The 11,784-nt window shown below is 71.7% G+C and carries 6 protein-coding genes; all 6 read left to right on the forward strand.

The annotated features are described in order from the left end of the window. Nucleotides 1-5: 5 nt before the first annotated feature. The 6 genes from B1991_RS13850 to B1991_RS13875 are packed head-to-tail and all read left to right on the forward strand — an operon-like array spanning nt 6 to nt 11,673. Nucleotides 6-365 carry a GPW/gp25 family protein gene (locus B1991_RS13850; RefSeq protein WP_136259270.1) on the forward strand — a complete coding sequence of 120 codons (360 nt, stop codon included), beginning with the start codon at nt 6-8 and terminating at the stop codon, nt 363-365. Then, complete coding sequence (locus tag B1991_RS13855) at nt 362-3,097, forward strand: putative baseplate assembly protein (RefSeq protein WP_136259271.1); 2,736 nt, start codon at nt 362-364, stop codon at nt 3,095-3,097. Before B1991_RS13850 ends, B1991_RS13855 begins: the two co-directional genes overlap by 4 nt. After that, nucleotides 3,094-6,204 carry a putative baseplate assembly protein gene (locus B1991_RS13860; protein ID WP_136259272.1) on the forward strand — a complete coding sequence of 1,037 codons (3,111 nt, stop codon included), beginning with the start codon at nt 3,094-3,096 and terminating at the stop codon, nt 6,202-6,204. Before B1991_RS13855 ends, B1991_RS13860 begins: the two co-directional genes overlap by 4 nt. After that, a complete protein-coding gene (locus B1991_RS13865) occupies nt 6,201-8,435 on the forward strand; it encodes a hypothetical protein (RefSeq protein WP_136259273.1) in 2,235 nt (744 codons plus the stop codon). Before B1991_RS13860 ends, B1991_RS13865 begins: the two co-directional genes overlap by 4 nt. A 9-nt stretch (nt 8,436-8,444) precedes the next feature. Further along, the gene (locus tag B1991_RS13870; RefSeq protein ID WP_136259274.1) at nt 8,445-10,088 is read left to right on the forward strand and encodes a DUF6519 domain-containing protein; all 1,644 of its coding nucleotides are present in this window, start codon (nt 8,445-8,447) and stop codon (nt 10,086-10,088) included. A gap of 55 nt (nt 10,089-10,143) precedes the next feature. Next, the gene (locus B1991_RS13875) at nt 10,144-11,673 is read left to right on the forward strand and encodes an esterase/lipase family protein (RefSeq protein ID WP_136259275.1); all 1,530 of its coding nucleotides are present in this window, start codon (nt 10,144-10,146) and stop codon (nt 11,671-11,673) included. Nucleotides 11,674-11,784: the final 111 nt, after the last annotated feature.

Here is an 11,784-nt window from a genome sequence, read left to right on the forward strand (position 1 = left end):
CCACGATGAACATCGACTATCCCTTCCATTTCGACCCGCGCGGGCGCACCGCGGAGACCGGCGACGACGAGCACGTGCGCGACATGATCGAGCAGCTGCTGTTCACCAGCCCCGGCGAGCGGGTGAACCGGCCGGACTTCGGCAGCGGCCTGCTGCAGCTGGTGTTCGCGCCGAACAGCCCGGAACTGGCCGCCGCGCTGCAGTTCACCCTGCAGGCAGCGCTGCAGCGCTGGCTGGGCGACGTGATCGACGTGGGCAGGCTGGAAGTGAGCAGCGAGGACGCCACCTTGCGCGTCGACCTCAGCTACACCGTGCGCGCCAGCGGCGACATGCGCAGCGACAGCTTCGTGCGGAGCCTTCCATGAGCACCGCGCACGAGACGGCGCGCCTCGGCGCCATCGGCTGCGCGCCGCTGCCGGCCTGCAGCGTGCCTGCGCGGCGCGACAAGCTGCGCCAGGCCGGCACGCTCAACGGCATCGACTACGTCGAGGTCGGCGACGACGGCACCAGCCTGTGCGTGCACCTGTTCGGCGACGTCCCGCAAGGATTGGGTGTGGCGAACGTGCGCATCAGCGGCGGCGAGCGCATCACCGACCTGCGCGTGCGCGGCGTGAACCCCGAGCTGGAGCCGGAGCTGCACGACGACGCCTGCCTCCGTGTGCTGCTCGATCGCGAAGGCGACCACACGGCGTACTGCCTGTGCCTGGTGGACGCGGCCTCCGGCGAGGACCCGGCCAGCTGGCTGGCCTATCCCGGCTTCGATCCGCGCTACGCCTGCGCCACGCTGCATTTCCGGCTGGATTGCGCCAGGACGCTGGACTGCGCCGACGAGGCGCCGTGCGTACAACCGCCGTCGCCCGCGCCGGAGATCAACTACCTGGCGAAGGACTACGCCAGCTTCCGCCAGCTGTTCCTCGACCGCCTCGCGCTGGACATGCCGGCATGGACCGAGCGCCACGTGCCGGACCTCGGCATCGCGCTGGTGGAAGCGCTGGCGTATACCGCCGACCAGCTCAGCTACTACCAGGACGCGGTCGCCACCGAGGCCTACCTGGGCACCGCGCGCAAGCGCATCTCGGTGCGCCGGCATGCGCGGCTGGTGGACTACCGCATGCACGAGGGCTGCAACGCGCGCGCCTTCGTCACGCTGGCCTCGAGCAACGACCTGAGTCTCGAGCTGGACAACCTGCTGTTGCTGGTGCCGCCGCCGGGGCCGGCGCATCCGCCGCCGGGTCTCATCGACGCGGACCAGCTCGCGGCGGCGCGGGCGGCGGGTGCGCTGATCTACGAGCCGATGCCGCTGGATGGCATGACCCACATCGACGTGATCGTCGCGCACAGCGCGATCCGCCTGCACAGCTGGGGCGGCGAGCTGTGCTGCCTGCCGCGCGGCAGCACGCGCGCCACCCTGGTCGATGCGCTGCCCGCGCCGGCAGCGCCGCCCGTGGTGCTGCTAGCGACCACGGATGCGGCCGTCACGCCGGCGCGTGCGCTGAAGCTCGCCGTCGGCGACCTGCTGATCTTCGAGGAAGTGCTGGGCCCGCAGACCGGCAACCCGGCTGATGCCGATCCCGCGCACCGGCATGCCGTACGCCTCACGGCCGTCCAGACGTCCGTCGATCCGCTGGACGGCACGCTGTTGCTGGAAGTCGCCTGGGATCCCTGCGACGCCTTGCCGTTCGACCTGTGCCTGTCGGTGCGCACGCCGGCACCGGATTGCGCCTGGCTGCACGACGTCAGCCTGGCGCGCGGCAATGTGCTGCTGGTCGACCACGGCGAGCACATACGCGGGCAATGCGCTTCTTCGGCGATCTGCACGCCGACCGGCAGCGATGGCGACTACCCCGGCCTCGCCGCCGCGCTCGCCGCGATGCCGGATGCCTGCACGCGCTGCGGCACGCTGGCCGAGGATTGCTGGCTGGTGCCGGGCGACACGCACTACGGCTGCTGCCGTTGCGACGGCGCGGTGCCCGACGTGCGCCGTCCGCCGTCCGACACCGGCCACGTGCTGCCGGACACGCCGCTGACCTGGGCCGAGCCGCTGCCGCCGCACGCGCCGGTGTGCCGGCTGCTGGCGCGCGACCCGCGCCTCGCGCTGCCGCAGCTCGCCGTCTACGGCGGTGCGCTGGCCGACGTGCTGGTGGCCGGCACGCCCGACCCGCGCTGGCGCTGGTTGCCGCAGTACGACCTGCTGGCCAGCGGCCCGGATGACCGCCACGTCGTGGTCGAGATCGACGACGACGGCGCCGCACACCTGCGCTTCGGCGACGGCGTGCTCGGCGCGCAGCCGCAGGCCGGCGACTTCTTCCGCGCCGCCTCGCGCATCGGCAACGGCCCGGCCGGCAACGTGGGCCGTGACAGCATCGTGTGGCTGGCGCTGAAGTCCGGTGTGCTCTCCGCCGACCTGGTGCCGCGCAATCCGCTGCCGGCCAGCGGCGGCACCGCGCCGGAAAGCCTGGCCGAGGTGAAGCGGTATGCGCCGGGCGCGTTCCGCGCGAAGCCACTGCGCGCGATCGTCGCCGACGACTACGCGAGCTTCGCCGCGCGCGCGCCGGAACTGCAGGGCGCCGCCGCCGCGCTGGCATGGAGCGGCAGCTGGTACGCCGCCGACGTGGCGCTCGATCCGCGGGGCCGCGAAGACCTGCCGGCCGCTCTGGCGCGGCGCATCCGCGCGCAGCTGGAGCGCTACCGCCGCATCGGCCACGACGTCGAGGTGCACGCCGCGCGCTACGTGCCGCTGCGCATCGCGCTGAACGTCTGCGTGCGGCCGGACTTCCTCCTCGCCCACGTCGAGGCCACGCTGCGCGACCGCTTCGGCGCCGGCCTGCGCCACGACGGCACGCCCGGCTTCTTCCATCCGGACCGGCTCAAGCTGGGCGCGCCGGTATTCGCCAGCGCGCTGCTGGCCGAGGCGCAGGCGATCGCCGGCGTGGCCCACGTCGAGGTGTCGTGCCTGGCGCGCGCCGACGACGCGGCCGACAGCGTGCCCGCCGACGGCGTGCTGCATCTGGCCGCGCGCGAGATCGCCCAGGTCGACAACGACCCGGACCATCCCGATCACGGCAGCATCCGCTTCACGCTGGGAGGTGGCCGATGAGCTGTTGCAGCGCCTGTGGCAAACACGCCTGCGCCTGCGGTTGCGGCGCGATCGCCGGCACGCCGTTGCCGCTGTACAACCGGCCGGGGCTGGACGCTCTGGCTTACCGCGTCGGCCGCTACGCCGATTTCCGCGCCACCATGCAGGCCGATCTCAGCGACGCCGCCTTGCCGGCACTGGCCGGGCTGCGCACGCGCGAGGCCGACGACCCGGCGATGGCCTTGCTCGACGCCTGGGCGGTGGGCGCCGACGTGCTGAGCTTCTACACCGAGCGCATCGCCAACGAAGCCTACCTGCGCACCGCCACCGAGCGCCGTTCGGTGCTGGAACTGGCGCGGCTGGTCGACTACCGATTGCGTCCCGGCGTGGCCGCCAGCGTCTACCTCGCCTATACGGTGGAAAAGGATTCGCCGCCGGTGACGATTCCTGCCGGCGCGCGCGCGCAGTCGGTGCCCGCGCCCGGCGAGCAGATGCAGACCTTCGAGACCGCCGAGCCGCTGGAGGCGCGCTGCGAGTGGAACGCGCTCAAGCCGCGGCTGACGCGGCCGCAGGACATCACGCTGGACAACGTCGCCACGCTGGACGCGCTGTGGATCGCCAGCACGGCCACCGGCCTGAAGCCGAACGATCGGCTGCTGTTCCTGTTCGGCGAGCTGCCCGACGGCGTGCCGGCGCTGCGCCTGGTGCAGTCGGTCGAGGTGCAGCCGCAGAGCGGGCGCAGCAAGCTGCTGCTGCAGCCGTTCGGCGCATTGCAGGGGCAGATCGTCGCTGCGGCGAAAGTGGCGCTCGCCGCATGGTCCGGCGCAACGTCATTGCGCGACAGGATCGAAAGGCTCTACCGCGGCTTGCTGCTCGGCGGCGGCGACGTCGGCAGCGTCAACCGTCTGCTGGGGAGCTTCGGCCTGGAGGTGGGGAACCTCGCCGGCGGCCCGGCGGCGGCACAGGCTTTCCTGCTGGCCGTGGTGAAGGCTTTTGGCGGCGACGGCGCGGTCAGCCCGCCGCCGGCGGGCGGCTTCGGTGCGCTGTTCGGCGCGTTGACGCGGCAAGCCACGCTGCAGCCGGCCAACAGCTTGCGCCTGCAACGCAGCGTCGCCGCGGCGCTCGGCCAGGCCAGCGATGCGCGACCGCAACTGCTGCTGAAATTCGCGCCGCAGCTGCACGACAGCTTCTACCGTGCCTGGACCAGCGTGCCGCAGGGCGAGCCTTCGCCGACCCTGAACGGCGTGTACGCGCTGCGCCTGACCGCGCCGCTATTCGGCTACAACGCGCCGCGCATCATGGGGCTGGGACTGAATGACGACCCCGCCACCAAGGGCACCGTGCCCTACGTCTCCAAACCCGACGGCGACTGGGATGCCATCGCCGACGGCGGCGAGGAGAACGACCTTGTGCAGCTCGACAACGCCTACGACGGCGTGCAGGCGGGCAGCTTCCTGCTGATCCAGTCGGGGCGCTACGGCCCACCCGTCGTCGCCCAGGCCAGGCGCGTGCAGGTGCATCCGCGCAGTGCCTACGGCATCAGCGGCAAGACCACCGGGATCGAATTGGTCACGCCGGACGCGGACACGTCCGTGTGGCAGGCGCCGAGCATGTCGACCCTGCGTGCCACCCAGGTCCATGCCCAAAGCGAATCGCTGCCGCTGGCCGAACTGGCGATCGCCGACGAGATCGGTGTGCTCGCGGCCGACGGCGGCGCGCGCAGCACCGGCGACAGCGCCACCCGCCTCACCCTCGACGGCGCGGTGGATGGCCTCAAGGCCGGGCGCTGGGTGATCGTGGAAGGCCGGCGCAGCGACGTGCCGGGCACCGACGCGGTGAGCGCGGCGGAGCTGGTGATGCTGTCCGCGGTGGAGCAGGGCGTGGATGCGAACCTGCCCGGCGACGCCGTGCACAGCACCCTGGTGTTCGCCGATGCGGGCCTGGCCTATCGCTACGCGCGCGACACGGTTTCCATCCATGCGAACGTGGTGCGCGCCACCCACGGCGAGAGCCGCCGCGAGGTGCTGGGCAGCGGCAGCGGCGCGGCGTCGATGCAGGCGTTCGTGCTGAAGCAGCCGCCGCTGACCTGGGTGTCCGCCGCCAGCGTGGACGGCGTGCAGAGCACGCTCACGCTGCGCGTGAACGACCTGCAATGGCACGAGACGCGCAACCTCGCCTTCGTCGGCGCGAACGACCGCCACTTCGTCACAGCCACCGATGACGACGGCAAGACCACCGTGCAGTTCGGCGACGGCGTGCACGGCGCACGCCTGCCCACCGGCGTGGAAAACGTCGTGGCGACGTATCGCAACGGCATCGGCACGCCGGGCAACGTGCGCGCGGGGCAGGTCAGCCTGCTGGCGACGCGGCCGCTGGGCGTGAAGGAAGTGATCAACCCGCTGCGCGCCTCCGGCGGGGCCGTTGCGGAGACGCGCGACCAGGCGCGAGGCAACGTGCCGCTGGCGGTGCTGGCGCTGGACCGGCTGGTCTCGGTGGCGGACTACGCCGACTTCGCGCGCAGCTTCGGCGGCGTGGGCAAGGCGGTGGCGGTCAAGCTGGGCGGCCTGGTGCAGGTGACCATCGCCGGCGCCGCCGACGCGCCGATCGACCCGACTTCCGATCTTTACCGCAACCTGTTGCAGGCGCTGCGCCGCTACGGCGACCCGTCGCTGCCGGTGCGGCTTGACGTGCGCGAACTGCTGGCGCTGACCGTGAGCGCGAAGGTGGGGCTGCTGCCGGACTTCGCCTGGGAGTCGGTCGAGCCGGCGCTTCGCGCGGCGCTGCTGGATGCGTTCGGCTTCGAGCGGCGCGCGCTGGCGCAGAGCGTGTACCTCAGCGAACTGGTCGCCTGCATGCAGGCGGTGCGCGGCGTGGCCTGGGTCGACGTGGACGCGTTCGGCAGCCTCGACGAGGCGACCCTGCTGGCCGGCTTCGGCGTGGGCGGCGACAAGCAGGATGACGGCGTTGCGTTGATGAGCCACGCGGCCGCCGCGGACGTAGCGACGGTGCCGCCGCGCGTGCCGGTGCGACCCGCCCGCTACGACGGCGGCGCGCTGCGCCCGGCACAGCTCGCCTACCTGGCACCGAACGTTCCCGACACGCTGCTGCTGCAGGAGGCCACGCCATGACTGCGCGTCCCGATCGCCTGTACGACCTGCTGCCGGTGGTCTACCGCATGCGCGATGCGGAGCGCGGCTGTCCGCCGCGCGACTTCCTGCGCGTGCTGGCGCGCCAGGCCGATGTGCTGGAGCAGGACATCGCGCGGCTGTACGACAACGCCTTCATCGAGACCTGCGACGACTGGGTGGTGCCGTACATCGGCGACCTGCTCGGCTACACGCTGCTGCCGGAAGCGGCCACGCTGGGCGCGGACGGTCGCCGCGACGCCAGCCTCGGCCGCGTGCTGGCGCCGCGAGCGGACGTGGCCAACACCATCGACGCGCGCCGGCGCAAGGGCACGCTGTCGCTGCTGGAGGATCTTGCCCGCGACGCCGCCGGCTGGCCGGCGCGCGCGGTGGAGTTCTACCGCCGGCTCGGCTGGATGCAGCATCTCGACCACCAACACCCGCACCGCGGCGGCACTGCCGACCTGCGCGATCCCAGCCGCCTGCAACGCATCGGCTGGGCCAACGGCGCGTTCGACCCGTTCGCGCACAGCGTCGACGTGCGGCGCATGGGCAGCGCGCATCGGCGCGGCCGGCACAACATCCCGGCGGTGGGCGTGTTCGCCTGCCGCCTGCGCAGTTATCCGGTGAGCTGCACGCCGGCGTACTGCGTCGAGGAGCGCGGCCCGCAGTGCTTCAGCTTAAGCGTGCTGGGCAACGACACGCCGCTGTTCCAGCGTGTGGTGGAGGAAACCGAGCCCACCCACATCGCCGACGAGCGCAACCTGCCCCTGCCGCTGCGCCGCTGGCGGTTCGCCGAGCGCGGGCCGCTGGCCGACTACGCCAGCGTGGCGGCCGAATGCTACGGCGACGGCTGCAGCGTGCAGCTGTGGGCGCCGGACTGGCCGGCGAAGGGGCAGGGCCTGCCGGTGCCGCGCGAGCTGCTGGTGCCGGCCGACCTGTCCGGCTGGCGCGGGCAGGTCAAGCGCGGGCGCGTCGCGGTCGACCCCGAACGCGGCCGCCTGCTGTTCCCCGCCAGCCAGCGGCCGAAGCGCGGCGTGTGGGTGAGCTACCAGTACGGCTTCGCCGGCGACCTCGGCGGCGGCGAATATGCGCGGGTCACGCCGGAACTGGAAGGCGCCACGCGCTACGTGGTGCACGCCGCCTTGCCGGATCGCGCGGCGAACGTCGGCTGGCCGGCCGGCCACTTCGGCAGCATCGCCGACGCGCTGGCGGCGTGGGCCGCCGCCAAGGCGGCCACGCCGGGGCTGCGTGCGCTGGTGATCGAGCTGGCCGAGAGCGGCGTGTACGAAGGCAGCATCGAGCTTGAGCTCGACGCGGGCGAGGCGATCCAGTTGCGTGCCGCCGAACGCACGCGTCCGGTGCTGCGCCTGCTCGACGTGCGCGCCAGCCAGCCGGATGCGCTCGGCATCGGCGGCCGCGCCGGCAGCCGCGTGCTGCTGGACGGCTTGCTGATCGTGGGCCGCGGCATCGAGGTGCACGGGCCGGACGAGGAGTCCGCCGCGGGTGGCGACCTGTGCGAGCTGCTGATCCGCCACTGCACCCTGGTGCCGGGCTGGGCGCTGCAATGCGACTGCGACCCGAAGCGTCCGGGTGAACCCAGCATCACCCTTGACGGCACGCGCGCGGCGCTGCGCGTCGAGCACAGCATCCTCGGTGCGATCGCGGTGATCAGTCCGGAGCATCGCGGCGAGCCGCCGGCGCTGGAGCTGTGCGACAGCATCCTCGACGCGACCGGCGCCGAGCGGGTGGCGCTGGGGGCGCCGGACGAGGCGGTGGCCTACGTCGAGGCCAGCTTCCGCCGCTGCACGGTGATTGGCGCAGTGCAGGCGCACGGCATCGCGCTGGCCGAGGACTCGATTTTCGCCAGCCCGCTGCGCGTGTTGCGCCGGCAACAGGGCTGCGTGCGTTTCTGCTACGTGGCGGACGGTTCGCGCACGCCGCGACGCTTCCACTGCCAGCCGGATCTGGCACTGGCCGCGGTCGATGCCGCGCAACGCGCGCACGAATCGCTGCGCGTGACGCCGCTGTTCCGCAGCCGGCGCTACGGCTCGCCGCACTACCTGCGCCTCGCCGATGACTGCTGCGACGAGATCCGCCGCGGCGCGTCGGACCGCTCGGCGATGGGCGTGTGGCACGACCTGTACGAACCGCAGCGCGAGGCGAACCTCGCGGCGCGGCTGGCCGAATACGTTCCGGCGGGCACGGATGCCGGCATCCTCTTTGCGAGCTAGGAAATCGACATGAAAGGCGACTTCGCACGCGTCAGCTTCGATCCGACCCTGCACTACAGCCAGGTGTTCCAGCAACAGGGCCGCGTGCTGTTGGAGGCGGACTGGAACGAACAGGCGCAGATCCAGCTGCAGCTGCTGCGCAGCCTGGTGCGCGACCTGGTCGGCCCGTGCTGGGCCGCGGGCAGCGGCTTCGCCATCACCGCCAGCACCACCAATGCGGATGGCAGCAGCAAACCGTTGCCCTTGACCGACTGGCAGCTCTCGCCGGGCCACTTCTACGTCGACGGCATCCTGTGCGTGAACGAGGTCGCGTGCACGCTGGCGCAGCAGCCGCACGCGCCCACGCCCGATTACGGCGTGGCCGACGGCAAGAGCGGCTTCGAGAACCCACCGGCCGGCTTTGCGCTCTGGCTGGACGTGTGGGAGCGGCACCTGTGCGCGGTGGAGGCGCCGGGCATCGCCGACGTGGCGCTGGACGGCGTCGACACCGCCACGCGGGCGCAGGTGGTGTGGCAGTTGCGCCTGCTCGACCAGCCGCGGGCACAGCAGCAGCTCGACGACGTCACCACGGCGTTGAAGACGCGCCAGCAAGCGGCCGACAACCCGAGTGCTGCCGCCGCGATCAAGCAGCAGTTGGCCGAAGTGGCCGCGCTGCGCAAGAGCCTCGACGGCGGCGACCAGGCCAACGACTCGCCCTGCGCGCTGGTGCGCCAGTTGCTCGATGCGCGCGCGACCTATGCGTCGCCGCGGCTGCGCGCCGAGCTGGGCCCGCACGAGACCGATGACGATCCTTGCGTGATTGCCGCCGACGCACGTTACCGCGGCATGGAGAACCAGCTGTACCGGGTCGAGATCCACCAGGGCGGGCCGGCCGGCACGGCCAGCTTCAAGTGGTCGCGCGAGAACGGCTCGGTGGTGTTCCCGGTCACCCGCTGCGATCTCGGCGCGGCAGCCGACGACGGCAGCGCGCAATTGACCGTGAAGCTGGGCCGGATGGGCCGCGATGGGCGGCTCGGGCTGGCGGCCAACGACTGGGTCGAGCTGGTCGACGACCGCTGCACGCTGGGCCAGCGCGCGTACCCGCTGCTGCAGGTGCTCGCGATCGACCCGGCGAACGGCAATGTCACCCTGAACGTGCCAAAGAACACCACGCCGTGGCCGCTGTCCGACGACCCGCTGCAGCACCCGTTGCTGCGCCGCTGGGATCAGCGCGAGACGGTGAACGCCCAGGGCGTGCTGGCGGTGGCCGAAGGCGACGCGATCGCGCTGGAGAACGGCATCCAGATCACCTTCGAGCCGGGCGGCGTCTACGCCACCGGCGACTACTGGCTGATCCCCGCGCGCGTGGCCGGCGACGGCCAACTCGACTGGCCAGCGGTCAACGGGTCGCCTGCGGCCCTGCCGCCGCGCGGGCGGCACCATTACGCCGCGCTCGGCGTCACCGACGCCAATGGCGGCTACGCGGAATGCTGCTGCCGTTTCGACAGCCTGTGCGCCTTGCTGCGGGCCTCGTCCGCGGCGGCGCCCGGCACGCCTGCGCACCACGTGAACCCTCTGTTCGCCGCACCCGCCGCCGGCACGGCCAAGTCCACCGGGGCGGGCAGCGCCAAACCAAAGCGCACGCGGACCAGCAAGCCGGCCAAGCCCGCCTGAGCACCGTCGCGCCGGGATCCCTTTCACCTGAATCCATCACCAAGGAAACCATGCCATGGATCCGCTGACCGCCCCGTACTTCCCGATCATCTACGTCCGCGGCTACGCGATGACGCCGAGCGAGATCGCGGCCACCGTCGCCACGCCATACATGGGCTTCAACCTCGGCTCGACGAAAGTGCGCCAGGCCTGGGACGGCACCGTGCTGCGGCACGTGTTCGAGTCGCCGCTGGTGCGGCTGATGAAGGACTACGGCTACCGCGACACCTACACCAACGGCGTCGAGATCAGCGGCGAGATCCAGGCGCGCAGCGTGGTGATCTACCGCTATTACGATCCCGCGGACAGCGACTTTGGCAACGGCAAGGCGCTGTCCATCATCGAGGCGGCACAGGGCTTGAAGGCACTCCTGCACCAGGTGCGCGAGCAGGTCTGCGGCGACGATGTTGCGCGCCAGCAGGCTTTTCGCGTGCACCTGGTGGCGCATTCGATGGGTGGCCTGGTCTGCCGCAGCTTTCTGCAGAACGACGCGATCAGCACGCCCGAGGACCGCGCCATGGTCGACAAGGTGTTCACCTACGCCACGCCGCACAACGGCATCGAGGTGGCCGGCATCAACGTGCCGGCGGTGCTGGGCCTGTGGGACATGAACAATTTCAACCGCAAGACCATGGCCGGCTACCTCGGCCTCAAGGGCACGCCGGATCGGGTGGACACGCTGGACGGCAAGTTCGACCCGCGCCGCTTCTTCTGCTTCGTCGGCACCAACCAGCGCGACTACGAGGTGGCGCTAGGACTCAGCCGCAGGCTCGCCGGCGAGATGAGCGATGGTCTGGTGCGGATCGAGAACGCCACCGTGCAGGAGGCGCCGCGCGCATTCTCCTACCGCAGCCACAGCGGCACCTACGGCGTGGTCAATTCCGAGGACGGCTACCAGAATCTGGTGCGCTTCCTGTTCGGCGACGTGCGCGCGGACGGCATGCTGGACATCGATGCGCTGCCGTTGCCGGCGTCGATCCAGAAGGCCAAGGACAGTGGCAAGCAGGTGCGCGCCTCCTACTATTTCGAGGCCACCGTAGCACCACGCGGCGCGACCAACTACAAGCTCACCGAACGGCGCCGCGACACCTGCAGCGCGGTGCTGCGCAGCTTCGACGAGCTGCTGCGGCCGGAAAACCTCGGTCGCGCGGCACCGCGCTCGCCGGTGCTGTTCTCGGCCTTCCTCGATACCAGCAAGATCACCGTCGGTCGCACCATGGTGTTCAGCGTGGACCTGGCGGTGTCGACCACCGGCTACACCGTCGACAACAAGTTGTGGCTCGACCAGCACGTCGAAGGCGAATACCTGTTCCGCAACACCGTAGTGATCCGCGCCACCCAGGCCGCCGATGGCTGGAACCTGCGATACGTGTTCGCCGACGATCGCTCCAGCGAGTCGCTGGGTACGCTGGCGGCGCGCGACGGCGAGGGTTACCTGATCCCGCTGTCCTCGCCGAAAGGCTTCAAGGGCCAGTTGCGCCTGAGCGTGACCCGCGTGGCCGTGGCGGCCGAACTGGCCGAGGCGGCGATCGGCGCGGGCCGCTGATTCGCGCCGTGGCGCGGAGGCGGCGGACGCTGCCTTTACACTACGCGCATGAACGATTCCGCCGCCGCCTCGCCGTGGCACCTCAGCGTCGCGCCCATGATGGACTGGACC

This window comes from Rhodanobacter lindaniclasticus, from assembly GCF_004799035.1.
Classification (GTDB): Bacteria; Pseudomonadota; Gammaproteobacteria; order Xanthomonadales; family Rhodanobacteraceae; genus Rhodanobacter; species Rhodanobacter lindaniclasticus.